We start from the raw sequence: 19198 nt of genomic DNA on the forward strand, positions 1-19198 counted from the left end.
GGGCGACCATAAAGGTCGCCCGTACGTTAGATGACTGTAAAATAAAAAGCCCCGACATTGCTGCCGGGGCTTTTTATTAACTTAATTCGATGTCAACTAACTCAGGTTCTATGGTCCAGTCTATGTCTTCCAGTTCTCGTTTTAAGCGCTGGCGTTCTTTGACTGCTTCAATTTCGCGCCACTTGCGTTTGACTGCACGGCTCTTGGTCGCAGGACGCTCCAACATATTCAGTAAGTCTTCGAAGCTTTCCATGGTTGCCCCTCTGAGTTGTTGTTATTTTCAACAAATTAGTACCACACTTTGTCTAAAAATAAAATAACTCTTTGACACAAATATGAACGAAAAATGAATGTTTTTCGTTCATTCAACGGTTTAGCCCAAGTTCAACTGCTTAAATTTTGCGATAAGTGCCTCTGTAGACGCATCAAAGCTGTTTTTTTGTTGATCAGATAACACCTGATAAATAGGCGTTGATAACTGCTTACCCAGTTCTACACCCCACTGATCAAAAGAGTTGATATTCCAAAGCACACCCTGGCAGAACACCTTTTGCTCATAGAGCGCAATCAAGGCACCTAAGTAATAAGGTGATAATTCCGGCAGCAATAAAGTGTTGCTTGGCTTATTACCAGGCGACACTTTATGTGGTGCCAAAGCAATAGCTTCTTCTTCTGAAGCACCGCTTGCCAAAACTTCAGCTTTGGCTTCTGCAAAGGTTTTACCTTGCATCAAGGCCTGAGTCTGGGCAAAACAATGAGCCGCTAATCTGTGGTGGTGATCGTTTAGCTCGTGACTGACTTTGGCAGGCAGAATAAAGTCTGACGGCACAGCCAGCGCACTTTGGTGTAATAACTGGTGGTACGCATGTTGACCATTGGTACCCGCATCCCCCCAAATTACCGGAGCTGTGGCATCGGTGAGTGGCTTGCCATCGACATCCACCCCTTTACCATTACTTTCCATATCCAGCTGTTGCACATAAGAGGGCAGGAAACGTAAATAATGGCTGTAAGGCAGCAAAGCCTGAGCCTGACAGCCTTTGGCATTGATATACCAGACGCCAAGCAAGGCCAAAATCAGCGGCATATTTTGCTCAAGGGGGGCGTTGATAAAATGCTGGTCCATATCACGGGCGCCTTTGAGCAGTTGTTGAAACTGCTGCATGCCCAGTTGCAATGCAACAGGGAAGCCTATGGCAGACCACAATGAATAACGACCACCCACCCAGTCCCACATTGGCAGAATATGTTCAGCCACTATGCCAAATTCAGCTGCTGCTTTGATATTGGACGAGGTCGCCCAGAAATGCAGAGCTATAGCGGCTTTGTCTGCACCTTTATCAGTGAACCACTGACGTACAGCCAAGGCATTTTGTTTGGTTTCTTCGGTACCAAAAGACTTGGAAGCAACAAAGACCAGGGTCGTGGCAGGGTTTAAGTTTTTCACCACATCAGAGACTACTGCGCCGTCTATATTGCCGGCAAAGTGAATACGCACCGGGCTTTGGTTAAAAGGCGCTAAAGCTTCACAGGCCATTTGTGGGCCCAACAAAGAGCCACCTATACCAATCCAGATCAGATCGGTAATGGCATCACCCTGATAACCTTTGTATTCACCCTGATGCAACTGGCCTATCAGCTCCGCCATTTGCGCGTGACAGGCCTGAATTTCTGGTTGCAAATCAACACCATCTAACACCAGCGCAGTGGTTGTATCTGCACGTAATGCCATGTGCCAGACAGCACGTTGTTCCGTGTTGTTAATTTTGTCGCCCTGGAGCATCTGCTGAGTTTTGTGTTGGATCTGGCTTTGTTTTGCCAACTCCAGCAGCTTTTGCCAGATGCTATCTGTGATCAGGTTTTTGGCAAAATCCAGGTGAATACCGCAGGCACTGACCTGAAATTTTTCAGCACGTTTTGGATCTGCGGCAAACTCCTGACGCAAGGACAAAGGCTGTTGCGCCAGCTGTTTTAATTCAGCCCAGACTGCAGACGACATCATATAAACTCCTGTAGTGTTCACTGTGGTGAAATGTAACTAGGCCTGTAATTGGGCCTGAATCAGACTTTCCAGCTTGCGCTGATCAACGGCAAATTTACGAATACCTTCCGACAGCTTTTCTGTCGCCATTGCATCTTCATTCAGTGCCCAGCGGAATGCTGCTTCAGTTAAAGCCGCAGTTTCTTGTGCTGTAGCACCTGTATCTTTCAGATGAACTGTTAAATCGCCTTGCTGCTGGCTCAATTCTTCCAGTAATCCCGGGCTGATGGTTAAACGGTCACAGCCTGCCAGGGCTAAAACTTCACCTATATTGCGAAAGCTCGCACCCATCACCACAGTTTTATGGCCATAAGTTTTGAAATAACGGTAAATTTCGCGTACAGAAACTACACCAGGATCGGTTTCTGCCGTGTAGTCTTGTTTGGTGGCTGCTTTGTACCAATCCAGAATACGGCCAACAAAAGGCGAAATTAAAAACACACCAGCTTCAGCACAAGCACGGGCCTGCGCCATATGGAATAGCAGCGTCAGGTTGCATTGAATACCTTGTAGTTCCAGTTGGCGGGCCGCCTGAATACCTTCCCAGGTTGACGCTATTTTGATCAGAATACGATCTTTGCTGATGCCATTTTCTTCATACAAAGCGACCAGTTGCAGCGCTTTAGTGATGCTGGCCTGGGTATCAAAAGACAAGCGTGCATCTACTTCAGTAGAAACTCGGCCTGGCACTAACTTGCTGATCTGGGTACCAATATCAACCGCAAACTTATCACTGGCGATGCTGACTTGTGTTGCCAGATCTGAGCTTTTGCTTTTGGCGTAAGCCACAGCCTGAGCCAATAAAGGCTTAGAAAACTCCAGCTGACTGGCGTTTAGTAATAAAGAAGGGTTAGTGGTGGCATCTACAGGGCGGAACTGTTCAATGGCGCCTAAGTCACCGCTGTCGACTACTACAGTTGTCACTGCTTTTAGCTGTTCTAGTAATGTGCTCATATTGTTTTATTACCGTTTTTCTGATCACAACTTCGTGATATTAAGTTTTATACTAAATAAATGTAGGAAAATTACAACATAAAAACCTGCTTTTAGGGCAAGTTTCCGACATTTCGAATGGGTGCTGATACAGCTGTTGCAGTGCAAGGAGCATGCGCCTTTCATGTTAACCTGAGCTTAACATTAAAAAAAGTAAAAACCATGGCAAAGCCGCGTCCGTATTGAGTTTTATTGTCGAATCAAAGCTGATGTTTTGATATAGTCTCCAGCCTTAGTTGTACAGGAAGCCAAAACCCATGTTGATGGTGATATCACCCGCCAAAGATTTAGATTATCAAAGCCCATTACCAGTCCAGGCATTCAGCCAACCCGCTTTACTTGATCAAAGCCTTGAATTGATGCCTTATTGCCGTGACCTGACGCCAGCTCAGCTGTCCAGCCTGATGCATATCAGTGACAAACTGGCGGGCCTTAATGCGGCACGTTTTGCAGAGTGGTCCACGCCTTTTACAGCGGACAACGCCCGTCAGGCTGTCTTTGCTTTTAATGGCGATGTGTATCAGGGTTTGCAAGCGTCCAGCCTGAAACAAAAAGATCTGGACTATGCTCAGCAGCATTTGCGTATTTTAAGTGGTTTGTATGGTGTGTTAAGGCCGCTGGATTTGATGCAACCTTACCGTCTGGAAATGGGCACTTCGTTAGAAAATGGCCGTGGCAAGAATCTTTACCAGTTTTGGGGCGACCGCATCAGTACTGAACTAAACCAGCAGCTCGAGCAGCTAAATTCACAAACTTTGTTGAATTTGGCTTCTCAGGAATACTTTAAAGCTGTGGATAAAAAAGCGCTAAAAGCCAAAGTAGTGAATGTGGAGTTTAAAGACTTCAAAAATGGTCAGTATAAAATCATCAGTTTTTTTGCGAAAAAAGCCCGTGGCCTGATGGCACGTTTTGTCATTGAGCAGCAGATCAAAGAAGTTGAAGGGTTAAAGCAATTTAACAGTGCTGGTTACCAGTTCAGCAGCGCTGAATCTAAAGCTGACAAGCTGGTGTTTACACGAATGCAACAGCAAGACGGATAGCATTGTTTTTTAGTATAGAAAAACCATAAAAGCCGCATAAAACTGCGGCTTTTTGTTGCGCTTTTTTAATTGGCTTTTGCTAAAATGCGCGGCTCTATTGATCTGAGTGTTGCCCTATGAAATTCCCTGGTCGTCGTAAACTCAAACATTATTTTCCTGTGTCTCAGCCTAAGCTGACCTTACCCAGCTACGAAGTGCGGCCAGAACTGGACACTTATATTGTGGGTTTGGACCAAACCATAGTGGATGTAATAGCCAACGTCAGCGATGAATTTCTGGAAAAGTACGGCATAGGCAAAGGCTTATCAAATTTAGTAGAACATGGCAAAGCCGATCTGATTTATCAGGAACTGGTAGGCTCCAATGCTATTTCTGATCACTTTGCTGGCGGCACTATTGGCAACACAGTGCACAACTATTCAGTACTGGCCGACGACAAATCTGTGTTATTGGGCGTGATGTCGTCCAATATCCAACTGGGTTCTCCTGCCTATCACTATTTATGCCATACCAGCAGCAAAGTGGATATGAACCATCTGCAAGGTGTGCCAGGTGATATAGGTCGTGGTATTACCCTGATCACTCCGGATGGCGAACGCACTTTTGTGATTGACCCGGGTGATATGGACGAGTTAACTGCTGCTTATATTCCAACAGATATTATCTCCAAAGCTGCTGCGGTAGTGGTTAGTGCTTATCCGCTGCGCGCGACCGACCAACCCATCCAACAAGCCATGGTTAAAACTTTATCTGATGCCAAAGTTGCTGATGTACCTGTAGTGATGAGCTTAGGTACTAAACATTTAGTGGAAGAACATCAGGTAGTGATCCAGCAAACTCTGGCACAGTATGTCAATGTGCTGGCGATGAATGAACTGGAAGCTGAAGCTTTAACTGGTTTTGCTGATCCTCTGTTAGCTGCAGAAGCGGCTTTGGATTATGTCGATATGGTGCTGTTAACCGCAGGCCCAGAAGGTTTGTATTTATGCGGATACACAGACGCATCAGTCAAACGTGAAACTACAAATCCAATTAAATCAGGTGCTTTGGCTGATTACAACGAGTTCGAATTCAGCCGCCCTATGCAAAGAAAAGACTGTCAGCAGCCAGTGAAAGTTTACTCGCACATCGACCCTTATTTAGGTGGGCCTGAGCGGATTAAAAATACCAATGGTGCTGGCGATGGTGCTTTAGCTGCTATTTTGCATGATATAGCCGCCAATCATTTTCACCGTCAAACCTTGCCTTTATCCAGTAAACACGAACAACCTTATCTGGCTTACTCGTCCTTTGCTCAGATCTGTAAGTACGCTAACCGCGTCAGTTACGCTATTCTGGTTCAAAACGCCCCCCGTTTATCCAAAGGTTTACCTGAAAAAGAAGACTCGCTGGAAGAAAGTTACTGGGACAGATAACAACAGTCTGATGCTGCATAAAAAACCTGACCAGCCTGAAACCTCATCAAAGCTATGCGTTGATGAGGTTTTTTCGTTAAGGCCTGTTGTAGCAGGTTGGGCCTGATACAACATAGTGCTTTACAGCAAGGTCCAGAAGCTTCTATGCTGCGGTTATGAGTTCTAAACCCGGTAAATACTGTGTGGCAGCAGGTTGTATTGCTAAGTTTTTTGAGTTTTTTTGCCGTTGCAGAACCTTTGGATGTAAAGTTTCAAAGTAAAATGTCCCCGGATTGGCTGACCCAAGAGCCGGCTGCCAACGAAAGTTTAGAGCTGAGTTTAATGCGACTGATTTTCGCGCATAACTCCGGACTACGACCGGGTTTTGCGTTAGTTAATCATACCAAAGCCAGTGAATTGACCCGTACTTCACCCAATAGCTGCATGGCCAGTATTCTGAAAAATCCACAACGTGAAGCAGAGTTTTTGTTCAGCAAACCATTTTCTGCCATAGAAGGGCTGAAACTGTATTTGGCGGCAGAAAGCATGTTGCATCAGCGACTACAAACCAAGTTAAAGCAATGGGGCGGCAAAGTCAGATTACGTGAGTTATTGCTGACTGAACCAGACTTTATCATTGGGCTGGATAGAGATCGCTCTTACGGCTCTGATTTAGATCTGCTATTCAAAGAGAATGCGGTCAGCCGTAATTTATACTTTAAACAAAGTGGCGCACAGATAGCTCAACTTTGGCCTATGCTGCAGCAACATAGAGTTTCAGCTGTTCTTGAATATCCTTTTATGTTGGCGACCACCGATGCCAGTAAACTGGAAGGTTACAATGTGGCAGAGGCAGAATCTTTGCAACTGGCGTATTTTTCTTGTAATAAAAGTGAAACCGGACAAGCTATTATTGATCAGCTAAATCAAAGTATTGAATCTATGGCAGGTACTCAAGCCTATCTGGACTTGCATTTAAAAACAGTACCAGCAGAGCGGCAACAAGACTTTTTGCAGAACTATAACATGCTGATGCTGGGAGATTCGGACTAAGCAGAGGTTTGGCTGTGGTCACCAGGTTTGCTGTGTTTGACAGCGAACCTGGTGACCAGAAATAAAGAATTAACCCTTAGCCTTGGCCGCTTTTTTCAGCGCTTTTTTCTTGGCTGCTGTTTTAGGTTTTTTCTGTTTAGTCGGCGCTTTGGCTTCTTTGTGTTTAGGACGCATGCCTTCAATAAAGCGGCGTTTTAACGGCTGCTCTGTGTAACGCTCTACTTTACCCACCACACCGATATCATGGGCTTCCACTAACGAAATTGCTGTGCCTTTTTTACCGGCGCGGCCAGTACGACCAATACGGTGTACATAAACATCCGCAGTACGTGGCATATCGTAGTTAATCACATGAGTGATATCGTCGATATCCAGACCACGGGCCGCTATATCAGTCGCTACCAGAATACGCACCTGATTGTTACTGAAACGCGCTAAAGCAGTCTGACGTTTGTCTTGTGCCATTTCACCCTGTAACCAGCAACATTTTAAACCTGCGGCTTCCAACTGGCCTGTTAAGGTGGCTAAACGCTCACGGGTTTTCACAAAAACTATGACTTTGCTGACGTCTTCCTGTTTCAGGATATGGATAAGCAGTGCGAGTTTATGATCAGCGTCGTCAGCTGCGTGCATCCACTGCAGAATTTTGGCTTTTTCACGACGTGGAGGTGCAGCTTCAACCAGCACAGGCTCACGCAAAGCGCGTTCAGAAAACTTATTGACGCCATTGCCTTCCAGAGTGGCGGAGAACAACATGGTCTGACGGCGACGTTTAGCTTCCAGAATGATGCGGTTCATTTCACCGACAAAACCCATATCCAGCATACGGTCCGCTTCGTCGAGGATCAGTACTTCCACTTCGTCAGCATGGAAACTTTCGTTATCCAGATACTCAATTAAACGACCTGGTGTGGCCACCAGAATATCGTTGTTTTTTTCTAAGGTTTCTTTGTGACTGCCGTAGTTGATACCGCCGGTGATCACACCAGCATGCAGGTCGGTCAGCATAATCAGTTGCTGCACCTGCTCAAAAATCTGGTAAGCCAGCTCACGGGTTGGCGTCATGATGAGAACTCGGGCGAAACCCGGCTCACGACGTGGAAAATCCAGCAGGTACTGAATAGCCGGCAATAAAAACGCCAGGGTTTTGCCTGTGCCTGTAGGCGCACTGGCCAGTATGTCGCGGCCTTCCAAAGCCACAGGAATAGCCAGTTTCTGAATGCTGGTCGCTTCTTTAAAACCCGCTTTACTCAGGGTTTTTTCTAAGCTCTCATCCAGTTGAAACTCAGCAAAGGTCATTTTTTCCTGTGCAGTGTTAATTTCGCTCACGCTGTTCTTACCTTCTGTTTAAATCACGTTTAATAAGATGATGTTCTGTACTGACATACAAAACAGCTTCTTATACACTGCCACTCTTTTGGCCTTAGTCAGTAAGGACAGTTGTGAGCGGCTTTCGGTGTAAAGAATTTTTTGTTGGCCACGACCGCTGTGCGATGAAAGTCAGCACGGACGCCTTCCTGCTGGGCGCCTGGGCAACTTTACCCAAGGCTGGCACAGCGCTGGATATAGGCGCTGGTAGTGGCATTTTGTCTCTGATGCTGGCGCAGCGAATGCAAAAATCAGGGCTGAACCCTGCGGTTTATGCGGTTGAGCTGGACCAGGATGCGGCCATACAGGCGCAGGATAATGTGGCGGCCAGTCGCTGGGCGGCACAAATCCAAGTCATTCAGGCCGATATTCTAACCTATGCGGCGAAGGATAACCAACCAGAGCATAGATTTGAGCTGATTATCAGCAATCCGCCTTATTTTCAGCAAAGTTTAGCTGCTGTTGATCCAAAGCGGCATCAGGCCCGCCATACCGATAGCTTATCTTTTAAGGACTTAGCAGTGGTTGCTAAAAAGCTCGCTACTACGAATGCTCATTTTTGTTTGGTTTTGCCTGCGGATATTGATTTCATCTCCGTGGCAGAACAGGCTGGCTGGACTTTACAGCGGCGTTGTCTGGTCAAAACCGCTGCGCATAAAGCAGCTAAATTGCAGTTACTGGATTTTAGTGCCGGTGCCGAAACTGGCCAGAGTGAACACACAGAACTCTTGATACAGCAAAGCCCGGGCCATTACAGTGATGAGTATCGCACACTGCTGGCCGATTTTTATTTAAGGTTTTAAGTTATGACTGCTTCCTGCCCCTTTAGCCCAAAAGAGTTACGCCAGTTGGTGTTGCAGCACCAGGGCTTGCTAAAACCAGCGTCCGGTAAAGAGGCTTTGGCAGAAGTACTGAAGCAGCTTAGTTATGTGCAGCTGGATTCGATTTATGTAGTGGAACGGGCGCATCATCATGTGCTTTATAACAGAGTAAAAAACTATCAGCCTAAACTTTTAGAGCAAGCGCTGGAGCAAAAACAAAGTTTTGAATACTGGTCACATGCGGCTGCATTTTTACCAGCCGAAGATTATCGCTTCAGTTTGCAGCGAAAGCTCTTACTACAAAACGGCAACAACCACTGGTTTAACCCGGAACAGCAACTGATGAACGAAGTGCTGGACCGTATTGAAGCCGAAGGGCCACTCAAAGCCAGTGATTTTGCCAGTAAAAATGGAAATGCGGGGAAAAAAAACGGTGCCTGGTGGGACTGGCAGCCAGCCAAGCAAGCACTGGAACAGCTGTTTATGCAAGGCAAGCTAATGGTGGCGCGGCGGGATAAGTTCCAGAAAGTCTATGATCTGGCCGAACGGGTCTGGCCTGATCACCATGAACATATACCTCCAAGTGAAGCTGAGTTTGCTGATTACTTAATAGAGCGCTGCCTGCAAAGCCAGGCTGTGGCTACGGTGCAGCAAATAGGTTATCTGCGTAAGAATATGCAGTTGGCACTCAAGCAGCAGCTGAACCAACAACTGGCACAGGGCAGGCTGCAGACTTTTCTGCTGGATGGAAAGACGTATTACCACAGGCCCCAGTTAGCACTTACTAACAATCTTCCCTCAAAACTGCCCAATAAAGTCTGGCTGTTGTCGCCTTTTGATAACTTAGTGATCCAACGCGACAGGTTAAAGCAGCTATTTAATTTTGATTACCAGATTGAAGTTTATGTGCCCGCAGCCAAACGCCAGATAGGGTATTACAGCTTACCTATGTTGTATAAAGACCTGTTTATTGGCCAGGTCGATGTCAAAGCAGACAGAGCCAGCAAAACCTTATTGTTGCAGCATTTAGTGCTGGATGAGCAGGTGAAATTGACGGATGCATTAAAAGCGGCGCTGACCAAAGCTGTGCTGGACTATGCCGCTTTTAATGGCTGCGAAAGCTGGCAACTGGTGAAAACCAGCGCCAGAACCCGCGACTGGTTTGTCGGTTAAAGCCGATTAGAGCTTTGTTCTGTAGATATACCTGGCTAACGGGTGGTGTTGTTTTTGTAAGTCTTGTACAAAAAGCTGGGCAACCTTTGAAGCCCCTTGCACTGACAAATGGGTATTGTCAGTTTTGCCTTGAGGGAACTTCTGATACAAGCCAGCCGGTACCTGAATAAAATACGGCTGACTGCCAGCAGCGCCTAACTCTTGCCAGAAATCACAGCTTTGCTGCTGTAAATCAAATAAGTCGATTTGAGCCAATTCGGCCTGCTGTTTAGCCTGGGCTGCATAAGCTGCTAAATCCCGCTCCAAAGTTTTGCCTTTAAAATTCCGCCTGCAGATAGAGCTAGCCAGCATTGGAATTGCGGCTTTGGCTTTGACCTCGCGGATAAACTGCTGCAGCAACTCGGGGTAACGCGTATTCACTTCGGCATACCGCTTAGGGTCGTCTTGTTTTTGATCGTTATGACCAAATTGGATCAGCACATAATCACCAGCTTGTAATTCATCGAGCAGCATTTGCCAGCGGCCTTCATTTAAAAAACGAAGAGTACTGCGGCCATTGGCTGCTAAGTTAATCACTTGCAGTTGCGGCAGCAGAAATTCAGGCAATAACTGACCCCAGCCGCGCTCCGGATACGCCAGATTGGTTTTGTCCGACATAGTTGAATCACCGACCAGATAGAGTTTGGCAGGCATAGGCTGGGCTTTAGATTTTAACCAACTGCGTATTGTTTTTAACAGCTGTTCAGGTTGCCACTGGCCCTGATAAACCCAATCTTCGGTGATCTGAGATACTGCTTTAGGCCAATTGTTTTGCAACCAGCCGTAAGTGGCGCCACTGGAGCCACTGAAATAACTGCGTTCACCCCATAAGTTGGCTCTGTCGCGGCTGGGTTCATCCGGATAGGTTTTACGGAATATCGGTTTATCTGCCATCAAAGGCGAATACTGATTATTCTGCAGATAAAACTGGGCGTCATAATGACGACGGCCGAGTAAAAAGCCATGAATACCCGAGAGTTTCGAGTCTGTGACCACTAACTTCGCGTTTTGATCCAATTCACCATCGTGCCAAAGTGACGCTTCTGTCGCCTGGCTATAAAACTGGCTCTGTTTAATCCATGCAGTGCCGCGTGGGCAAACATAATCGACATGGCCTTCAAAGTAGCAGTTGCTGTGGTAATACAATCCTTTTTTATTCCATAAACTTAAGCTGTCAGCACCACCTGCTATTACTCTGCATTGGTCGGTAATAATGCGGCTGGCCTGCTCAAAACCACGGATGGCAAACTGATGATCGTGATCGCCATACAGAGCGCCGTAACTGTTAAATACAGTTAAATCTAACAGCACTATATCGGATGCTTTGATATTAACCACGGCAGAGCCCCAGTCATCTGGTTGCTGCTTTAAATGGTTTTTACGAAGTTCCGGAAATTCTATAGTGGTGCTGGTTTTGCCGCTGCCCGCCAAAACCACTTTGTCGCGATTAAGGTAGAGCTTTTCTTTATAAATACCAGGGCCAATCTCAATCAAAGCCCATTCTTTGGTCGAAGGTAAGGAGTCCAGTGCCTGTTGAATTGAGTTAAAAGGCGCTGAGCCATCTAAAGCCACCTGCAGGCGCAGTGGTTGCTCACTGGCGTGCAGGTTCAGGCAAAGCAGGTTGAGCGCCAGTGCACTCAGCCAGGCAGTAATAAACTTCATCAGCTTAGTCTTTTAACAGCTGAGACATTTGCACACCCGCCATAATAAAAGGCCCTGTGCCTTTGCTGTCGTTGCGGTAGATAGGCTCACTCATATAGTAGTGATAGCTGCCATCCCGTCCCGCACCTAAACCTGCTACCTGCACCATAGTGGTCAGACTGATACTGCCATCCGGATGCACCAGCACAAATTCATTTAAAAGGCCTTGCCAGGCTTTTTTACTAATATCCAGATACTGTTCTTTTGGTAAATAACCTTTATTGATGGCTTTGGCATAAAAGTAAACAAACATGCTGCTACCGCTCGATTCCAGATAATTACCACGCTCACCGGCTTTATCCATAATCTGATACCAAACGCCCGTTTCAGCATCCTGATACCTGGCTAAATCCGCTGCCAGTTCAGTCACCATATTCAGCAGCGGCTGACGTAATTCGGTGTTATCTGCTGGTATATAATCCAACACATCCACCAGTGCCATAGCTAACCAGCCAATAGCACGGCCCCAAAAATAAGCTGAACGACCTGTTTCTTTATCAGCCCAATCCATTTGTTTGGATTCATCCCAGGCATGGAAATACAGACCTGTTTTGTCGTCACGTAACTGCTCACGGGTGACGACAAACTCATGCACGGCTTGATCCAGGCTGGCACCTTGTTCAAACAGGCTGCTGTAATAAGCTAAAAACGGCATGCCCATATAAACCCCATCTAACCACAACTGATGCGGATAAATATTTTTATGCCAGAAAGCGCCATTTGAGGTTTTAGGATGATGCTTTAACTGCTCACGTAAGGCTTGAGCGGCCAATTGGTATTTTGGCTCTTTTGTTTGTTCAAATACCCGCAGCAGCAGGTTGCCGCTATTGATACTGTCGATATTAAATTTGCTGGCGTCGTAGCTGTGAATTGTGCCGTCTTTGGTGACAAAGGTATCCGCCATTTTGTTGATCACGGCTTGATAAGCCGGATCTGAGGCGTATTTGTTTAAATCATCAAAAGCCTGGATCAATAAACCTGTGGTGTATTCAAAGCTGACAGGGCGATCCCGTTCCGTGTCCCAACCGCCCCAATAATACTGGCCTGCCTGACGATTGAGCTCAGAGTTGGCCAGTTGCTGGCTCCAGTATAAAGCCCGTTCGCTGGTCAGAGGCTGATTGGTTTGTGTGGTGGTGAATGCTGTTTTTAAGCTCAAACGTGGGGTTAAAGTTAAACGCTCCACTTCCTGCTGCAAATACTCAATAAACTGTTGTTCGTTAGTAATGCCATTGAGTTCATGTTGCCAGGCACCTAAGAGGTAATACTCCAGATGCTGACCTGATACACTCATCACAGCCACATGGTTATGTTCGTCTGTGGTTAACTCTTTGAGCTTGCCACGTTTAAATAAAATCGCCATGCCCAGATTGGCGCCATCCAGACTTTGTTTGCCATAAGTTGCCAGGTAAGTGTAAGTATGGCCGCTGCTTTCGAGCGTACCGGTAAGCAGTTTAGTGTCAGGTAGTTTCACTATACCCAGCGCCAAATTATCCAGAGGCTGGCTTAAAGTCAGACGGTTTTGCAGCAAACGGCTGCCTGCTGTCATGGATAAATGTGCTCTGATATCCAAAGTTTTACCAGCGATTTGCCAGTTTCTATAGTCTATGGTCAAAGCTGAATACAGAGCGCCATTTTCGATAATATTAACGCTGTGGCCGTCCAGCTTGGACACTCGTTCTACTTTGCTGCCATCCCAGTAGCCAAAACCACCAGCACCCACAGCTTTGCCAACTTTGAGCACATCCATGCCCCAATCTGCCGCTTCATGGTAAGACTGGTAGCCGTCTAAACCCACTTGATGCAGTACTGGCTGACCGGTTTTATTGCCAAAAATATCAAAGCCGTTACGCCAGTCGAGATAAACACGGTAAGCCACTTTATCGGATTCAATACCAGGGCCTTCATAACGAATAAATTCGCTGTGATCCGTGTACTGTGGCGGTGGAGTCAGATGACTTACATTTTCAAAACTGCCACCGACATATTTTTTGTCTTGCCACTGACCGCCGGTTTTTTGCGAAATTTCGGCTTGGGTTTGCTTCGCAAATTCTGCACCTGTGCCTGAGGTGACTTGTAGTTCTAAAGTCTCACCAGCACTCAGAGTAGGGCTGATGAGTAGGGTATCTTTTTGGCCATCCGCATTGCGGTCAATCCACTGTGTAGGCAATTGCCCCTTTGCACTGGCAGCAATAAAAGCTGAATTCTGAACTGCGCTTTCTGCCAGACCTAAATCCGCAGCAGACACATAGATGGCTTCTTGCGCTCTGGCGAAATCAGAAGGGTTATGAATACTTAAGGTGGCGATAGCTGTTTCTTCTGGCGGAACAACTGTAACCTGTTGTTCCGGTGCTGGTGCTGGTTTACCGCAGGCTGCTAAAAAACTTAAGGTGAGGCAGGAGATCAGTAATGGTCGCTTTAAAACATAGCTCACGGCTAATACCTATTGTGAAAGTAAAAACAAAATCGTGACTTGCAGCAGAACAGCACAAGTCACGCCAAAGCCGCCTTCCTTGGCTAAGCCATTTATATTTATCTAAAAAAGATTAGAACTTGTATTGAGCACCTAAGTAGTACTGGCGGCCTGTTTCATGGTAATAAGTCAGACGGTCACCCGCTGAGTCTACCCATTGATCATCCACTTCGTCAGTCAGGTTTAATGCTTCAAAACTGATTTTCCAATTGTCGTTGATGGCATAAGAGATAGAGGCGTCTACGTTTGTTGTAGCATTGGTGCCTTCCATATCGTTACCGTCACGACCTATGGCTGTGGTCAGGTATTTTCCTCGTTTAGCCATAGAAACACGGGCATTTAACGCCTCATGCTCGTAGTAAATAGTGGCGGCAGAGGTGTTTTTTGACAAACCATTTAAGTCACGGGTAGCCTGCACTACACCAGCAGCGTTGACATAGTCCATCTGTGCATCAACATAAGTGTAGTTTCCGATAAAACCAAATCTGTTCCAGAATTCAGGTAAGAAGGTAAAAGGCAACTGATAGCTGACTTCCATACCTTTTAAATCACCACCAGGGCCATTCAGTGGAGTAGTCACCTGCCAGTCCACGTTTTCATTACAATCTGCATTGTAACCAGGACCAGCTGTACAGGCGTCGATAGCAGCCTGGATAGGTAAACCTGTTTCAGTAAAAGCTTTAGTTTCACGTAAAGTCTGGACATGGCTGTCAATATCTTTAAAGAAAAATGCCAGACCTAACATCGACTCGTCAGAGAAGTAGAATTCAAAACCTAAATCGTAAGTACGAGCTTTGGTTGGCTCCAACTGAGGATTACCGCCGCCTACAGAGCGGCTGCCACCTGATACAGAAACTGATACGTCAGGACGAATAGCACCTAAACCAGCGCGAGCCATGACTTCAGCTGCACCAAAACGTACTATTACATCTTCCCAGGGCTCTAAAGCCAGGTTAAGTGACGGCAATATTTCGTTGTAATCATGTTCGGCAGTGATCTGAGTCGGGCTGGCGGCAATAGTAGCCCAGGCTGTAGACGTCTGGTCTGATTTGACATGACGTACACCGACGTTACCACGCAGAGGCATATCGTTGATGTCTGTATCAAAACCCAATTGCAGGTAAGCGCCTAAGCTTTTTTCATTGGCAGAATAGTTATCAGGGCGGCGGAAGTCTGCACTAACGGCAAACACCCCTGTGTTGCTGTAGATATCGTACTGAGCATCTATGGCAGCAAAATCAGGCACTAACCAAACAGGCTGGCTGCCTAAACCTGAATCATATTGCATCAGCAAATCCGGCGTATAAACAATACCTGCGCCGTTTTCAGCCTGACGACGGGCTTCATAGGTTTCAAAGCTAAAATCTTTATAATGCAAGCCTGCTTTTAAAGTGACGTTATCACTCAAGAGATAAGTAAAATTCAGTTCTGCCGTATCAAAGGTATTTTCTGCGCCCAGTGGACGTAAACGCACACTGTTGGAGGTCCAGCCATTCGGATCAAAGACACCAGCACCATAAGTCAGAGCTGGGTTTTCTCTGTTGGCACCGCGATAATCATAGGCAAATTCAACGCCACGTTTTTCTGCTACTAAGGTGGTTTGTACCGGGTTATCAAACTCTGATGTGGCAGTGCCTATCATGGCATCCATACTCAGGTTATCTGTCAGGTGTTGTTTCAGCGTCAGGTTGTACTGTAAAAACTCAGTACCTAACTCATCAAAACGGTTTTCGGCACGGATAGTGGCATTTTCAAAACTGCCGTAGGTCATGGTATTGGTATTATCGATAAAATAATCGACAACATTCATCACACCTGTATTACCAGAGGCTGCAGTAGCTGTAGTTGGCCTATTTGCCCCAGCGTTTAAAATACCCTGTAAAAATACTTCATTACGGGTCGCATCTGTTTTGGCATACAAAATATCTAAATCAATTTTTGTATCGTCATTAGGTCTGAATTGAAAAGATGAACTTAAACCTAAACGGTCCAGATTATGAGTGTAGGAATCGTAGCGGGGTAAACGTGGTCTAGCTGCGGCGTTAATTTCTTCCAGTTCAGGAGCTGTAGCATTGCCCTGATAAAAACCAAAGTCATTGACGCTGTTCCAGCGCACTGTGCTTGCGCCCTGATCTTTAATTTGGCGTTCTGAATAAGAGGCGGAAAATAAAGCGCCTACCTTACCGTCTGCAAAAATATTACTGACTAAAAATGAGGTTTTAGGATCCGATTTTTCAGACAAGTCGTTGTAACCCATCTGGCCTGATGCCGCAAAAGTAAAACCGTCGTAGTCAAAAGGCTGGGCAGCTCTTAAGTCCACAGTTGCCCCTAATGAACCCTCTTCAACATCAGCTGATGCTGTTTTACGCACTGTCAAAGAGCTGAATAAATCGGAAGAAAAGGTATTGAAGTCAAAACCACGGCCACGGTTGGCACCACCAATCTGGTCTGTACCACCACTGGTAGATACTGCTTCCATACCGTTAATGCGAACACGGGTAAATTCAGGGCCCAGGCCCCGTACTGAAATCTGGCGGCCTTCACCTGCGGCGCGCGAGATAGCAATACCTGGAATACGCTGTAAAGATTCTGCCAGATTTAAATCCGGGAAGTCGGCAATATCTTCAGCCAGAATAGCGTCGATGGCGCCATCCGACTGGCGTTTTTGATTTAAAGCGTTGGATAACGAATCGCGGAAACTGCCTTTCACTTCGATCACTTCAATTCTTTGTTCTGCTTGTGCAGTTTCAGCTGTTTCTTGCGCCGATACAGAAAATAGTGAAGTACAACCTGCAATAGCCAAAGCTAAAGCAACTTTATTCGGGTGAAATGGCGTGTTGGTTTTGGCCATGATCTCTACCTCGTCCTGTCTGGTTCAAAGCGTTCAGCCAGTACATGCCAGCTGTATTTTTAATAATGGAAGACGCTTTGTGCGACTCCCTGTTGATTTTGTCTACCGGTGGCAAAAAACGCTTGCAATTTTGTGCCACCGATGGCAAAAAGCTAACACCAAGCTTAGATTACTGTCAAACGTCGCACAAAAAAAAATCAGTTATGTCCTTAGGTTTTATTTGGTGATGATAGTTAACTTGTTGTTTTATATCGGTAATGTTGCATAGTTTGGCGTCAGATAAAATAGGTTTTGTTCCAGATGTGAAATTAATTCTGATTGGGCTGAACTTCACGGGCATTTTGAGCATTAAATGTGCAATGGTTTAGCCAAGGGTTTAGCGAATGCTTAGGCAATAACTATGCAGTAAAAAATGCAGTGCTTCAGACAAAAAAAGGAGTCAAAGAATGTCGGCTTTATTTTCGTTAAAAGGACAAACAGCTTTAGTTACAGGCGCCAGCCGTGGCTTGGGCAAAGCTATTGCACAGGCTTTGGCGCAAGCCGGTGCTTCGGTGATTTGCTGCAGCTCTCAAATAGAGGGGGCCAGCGCCACAGCCAGTCAGATTGAAGCTCGAGGTGGTCAGGCTTTTGCGCTGGCCGCTGATTTGTCTGATTTAGACCAGGTGCGTTTATTGGCAGAGCAGGCTTTAGCTCTGGGCCCGATACATATACTGGTGAACTGCGGTGGCACTATTTTCCGAGCTCCTGCGGTGGATTACCCGATGGAAGAATGGCAGACCGTGATGCGGGTGAATCTGGATTCGGCATTTTTACTCAGCCAGTTGCTTGGTGCTGAAATGCTTAAACGTGGGCAAGGAAAAATTATCAATATTGCCTCTATGTTGTCTTACAGCGGCGGTATTACGGTACCGGCTTATACCGCAAGCAAACATGCCATTACAGGTTTAACCAAAGCTTTGGCGAACGAATGGGCCACTTCAGGTTTAAATATCAATGCCATAGCACCGGGTTATTTCCGTACCGACAATACCTTTGCTTTGCAGCAGGATGAAGTGCGTAATCAGGCCATATTAGCGCGTATCCCGGCAGGTCGTTGGGGTGAGCCTGAAGATTTAGCAGGCGCTGCTGTATTTTTAGCAAGCAGTGCCAGTAATTATGTCAATGGCCATGTACTGGCCGTGGATGGAGGCTGGCTGGCCCGTTAAGGCTAATTTATGCCAGTGAACGCAGGAGAATAAAATGAATGTAATTTTTGAAAACCGTTTTGCCACAGCGCCCTTGGATGTCAAACACTACGACACCGAAAAGCTGCGGCAGAATTTTCTGATCGACAACCTGATGCAGGCCGATCAACTGGTGTTGTGTTACACCCACTACGAACGTTTGATTGTCGGCAGTGCAGTGCCTGTTCGGGCTCCAGTCTTGCTGCAAACAGTGGATGCGCTGAAAGCTGAATTTTTTCTGCAGCGCCGCGAACTGGGTGTGATCAATATTGGTGGCACCGGTTATGTTGAAGTAGATGGCAATAAATACGAGCTGGCGAACAAAGAAGCTTTGTATCTTGGCATGGGTTGTAAAAATGTCAGTTTCCATAGCCTGCACAGTGAAACTCCGGCCAAATTCTATTTAAATTCCACTCCCGCTCATCATGCTTATCCGGTACAGCATGTGCGGATGGCGGATTGTAAAAAGCTGGAGATGGGTGCTTTAGCCACCAGTAACGAGCGCATTATTTACCAGTTAATGATTAAAGAAGTAGTGCAAAGCTGTCAGTTACAAATGGGTTTAACTGTGCTGAGCCAAGGCAGTGTCTGGAATACTATGCCAGCCCATCAGCACGACAGACGAATGGAAGCTTATTTTTATTTTGATCTGACGCCAGGTCAGGCTGTTTGTCACTTTATGGGGCAACCTGATGAAACCCGTCATCTGTGGATGGGCAATGAGCAGGCTGTAGTCTCACCTCCCTGGTCTATTCACAGTGGCGTCGGCACAGGCAGCTATGCCTTTATCTGGGGTATGGCTGGTGAAAATCTGGATTATCACGATATGGATAAGTTTGGCCCTGATCAATTGAGGTAAGGGGCACGGGGCTCTGGGGAGGGCTTCGTTGAGTAACCTTTTAGTAATACAGGGCAGCAATCACTGCGATAGACAGTGTGCCCTTCGACAGCGCCAGCAGTACGAGCGCTGACTTATAAAAGAGACATCCCCTAAGTAATTGGAGTTGCAGGGAGGCGACGATGGCTTGAGG

General features: G+C 46.4%; 14 protein-coding genes. 7 read left to right on the plus strand and 7 right to left on the minus strand.

What is annotated here, in order from left to right:
• Positions 1–76: 76 nt before the first annotated feature.
• The 3 genes from RHEIN_RS20605 to tal all read right to left on the minus strand — a co-directional run bounded on the left by RHEIN_RS20605 (position 77) and on the right by tal (position 2995).
• Positions 77–253: a DUF3545 family protein gene (locus tag RHEIN_RS20605; RefSeq protein WP_008897291.1), complete on the minus strand. Its 177-nt coding sequence runs from the start codon at positions 251–253 to the stop codon at positions 77–79.
• 120 nt (positions 254–373) lie between these two features.
• Positions 374–2002 (minus strand): glucose-6-phosphate isomerase, encoded by a 1629-nt coding sequence (pgi, locus tag RHEIN_RS01945; RefSeq protein ID WP_008897292.1) that lies wholly within the window; start codon positions 2000–2002, stop codon positions 374–376.
• Between the two features lie 36 nt (positions 2003–2038).
• On the minus strand, positions 2039–2995 hold the full coding sequence (gene tal, locus RHEIN_RS01950; protein ID WP_008897293.1) for a transaldolase: 957 nt from the start codon (positions 2993–2995) through the stop codon (positions 2039–2041).
• Positions 2996–3291: 296 nt separating this feature from the next.
• Between tal and yaaA the strand changes: the two genes are divergently transcribed.
• From yaaA to RHEIN_RS01965, 3 genes are all read left to right on the plus strand, one after another.
• Positions 3292–4074, plus strand: coding sequence for a peroxide stress protein YaaA (gene yaaA / locus RHEIN_RS01955; protein WP_008897294.1), 783 nt, complete (start codon positions 3292–3294; stop codon positions 4072–4074).
• Positions 4075–4190: 116 nt separating this feature from the next.
• Positions 4191–5489 carry an inosine/guanosine kinase gene (locus tag RHEIN_RS01960; protein ID WP_008897295.1) on the plus strand — a complete coding sequence of 433 codons (1299 nt, stop codon included), beginning with the start codon at positions 4191–4193 and terminating at the stop codon, positions 5487–5489.
• A 180-nt stretch (positions 5490–5669) separates the two neighbouring features.
• A complete protein-coding gene (locus RHEIN_RS01965; protein ID WP_040554276.1) occupies positions 5670–6521 on the plus strand; it encodes a hypothetical protein in 852 nt (283 codons plus the stop codon).
• 69 nt (positions 6522–6590) lie between these two features.
• Here the strand turns inward: RHEIN_RS01965 and srmB are convergent, their stop codons facing one another.
• On the minus strand, positions 6591–7850 hold the full coding sequence (gene srmB, locus RHEIN_RS01970) for an ATP-dependent RNA helicase SrmB (protein ID WP_237704326.1): 1260 nt from the start codon (positions 7848–7850) through the stop codon (positions 6591–6593).
• Positions 7851–7963: 113 nt separating this feature from the next.
• Here srmB and RHEIN_RS01975 point away from each other — a divergent pair, with 113 nt between their 5' ends.
• Positions 7964–8692, plus strand: coding sequence for a tRNA1(Val) (adenine(37)-N6)-methyltransferase (locus tag RHEIN_RS01975; RefSeq protein WP_008897298.1), 729 nt, complete (start codon positions 7964–7966; stop codon positions 8690–8692).
• A gap of 3 nt (positions 8693–8695) precedes the next feature.
• Positions 8696–9883, plus strand: coding sequence for a winged helix-turn-helix domain-containing protein (locus tag RHEIN_RS01980; RefSeq protein ID WP_008897299.1), 1188 nt, complete (start codon positions 8696–8698; stop codon positions 9881–9883).
• A 6-nt stretch (positions 9884–9889) separates the two neighbouring features.
• On the opposite strand, the gene RHEIN_RS21130 is transcribed toward RHEIN_RS01980, so the two are convergent.
• The 3 genes from RHEIN_RS21130 to RHEIN_RS02000 form a co-directional block, all read right to left on the minus strand.
• Positions 9890–11584 carry a pectinesterase family protein gene (locus RHEIN_RS21130; RefSeq protein ID WP_008897300.1) on the minus strand — a complete coding sequence of 565 codons (1695 nt, stop codon included), beginning with the start codon at positions 11582–11584 and terminating at the stop codon, positions 9890–9892.
• Positions 11585–11588: 4 nt separating this feature from the next.
• Positions 11589–14054: a glycoside hydrolase family 88 protein gene (locus RHEIN_RS01995; protein ID WP_008897301.1), complete on the minus strand. Its 2466-nt coding sequence runs from the start codon at positions 14052–14054 to the stop codon at positions 11589–11591.
• Positions 14055–14166: 112 nt separating this feature from the next.
• Positions 14167–16944, minus strand: a complete 2778-nt coding sequence (locus RHEIN_RS02000; protein ID WP_008897302.1) for a TonB-dependent receptor — start codon at positions 16942–16944, stop codon at positions 14167–14169.
• A 446-nt stretch (positions 16945–17390) separates the two neighbouring features.
• Here RHEIN_RS02000 and RHEIN_RS02010 point away from each other — a divergent pair, with 446 nt between their 5' ends.
• A complete protein-coding gene (locus RHEIN_RS02010; protein WP_008897303.1) occupies positions 17391–18149 on the plus strand; it encodes an SDR family oxidoreductase in 759 nt (252 codons plus the stop codon).
• A gap of 34 nt (positions 18150–18183) precedes the next feature.
• The gene (kduI, locus tag RHEIN_RS02015; RefSeq protein WP_008897304.1) at positions 18184–19026 is read left to right on the plus strand and encodes a 5-dehydro-4-deoxy-D-glucuronate isomerase; all 843 of its coding nucleotides are present in this window, start codon (positions 18184–18186) and stop codon (positions 19024–19026) included.
• Positions 19027–19198 lie beyond the last annotated feature (172 nt).

This window comes from Rheinheimera sp. A13L, assembly GCF_000217935.1.
Classification (GTDB): Bacteria; Pseudomonadota; Gammaproteobacteria; order Enterobacterales; family Alteromonadaceae; genus Pararheinheimera.

Excerpts from the sequence above, each read along its gene's own strand:
- RHEIN_RS20605 (WP_008897291.1), bottom strand. The coding sequence starts at position 253 with ATGGAAAGCTTCGAAGACTTACTGAATATGTTGGAGCGTCCTGCGACC.
- pgi (WP_008897292.1), bottom strand. The coding sequence starts at position 2,002 with ATGATGTCGTCTGCAGTCTGGGCTGAATTAAAACAGCTGGCGCAACAG.
- tal (WP_008897293.1), bottom strand. The coding sequence starts at position 2,995 with ATGAGCACATTACTAGAACAGCTAAAAGCAGTGACAACTGTAGTAGTC.
- yaaA (WP_008897294.1), top strand. The coding sequence starts at position 3,292 with ATGTTGATGGTGATATCACCCGCCAAAGATTTAGATTATCAAAGCCCA.
- RHEIN_RS01960 (WP_008897295.1), top strand. The coding sequence starts at position 4,191 with ATGAAATTCCCTGGTCGTCGTAAACTCAAACATTATTTTCCTGTGTCT.
- RHEIN_RS01980 (WP_008897299.1), top strand. The coding sequence starts at position 8,696 with ATGACTGCTTCCTGCCCCTTTAGCCCAAAAGAGTTACGCCAGTTGGTG.
- RHEIN_RS21130 (WP_008897300.1), bottom strand. The coding sequence starts at position 11,584 with ATGAAGTTTATTACTGCCTGGCTGAGTGCACTGGCGCTCAACCTGCTT.
- RHEIN_RS02000 (WP_008897302.1), bottom strand. The coding sequence starts at position 16,944 with ATGGCCAAAACCAACACGCCATTTCACCCGAATAAAGTTGCTTTAGCT.
- RHEIN_RS02010 (WP_008897303.1), top strand. The coding sequence starts at position 17,391 with ATGTCGGCTTTATTTTCGTTAAAAGGACAAACAGCTTTAGTTACAGGC.
- kduI (WP_008897304.1), top strand. The coding sequence starts at position 18,184 with ATGAATGTAATTTTTGAAAACCGTTTTGCCACAGCGCCCTTGGATGTC.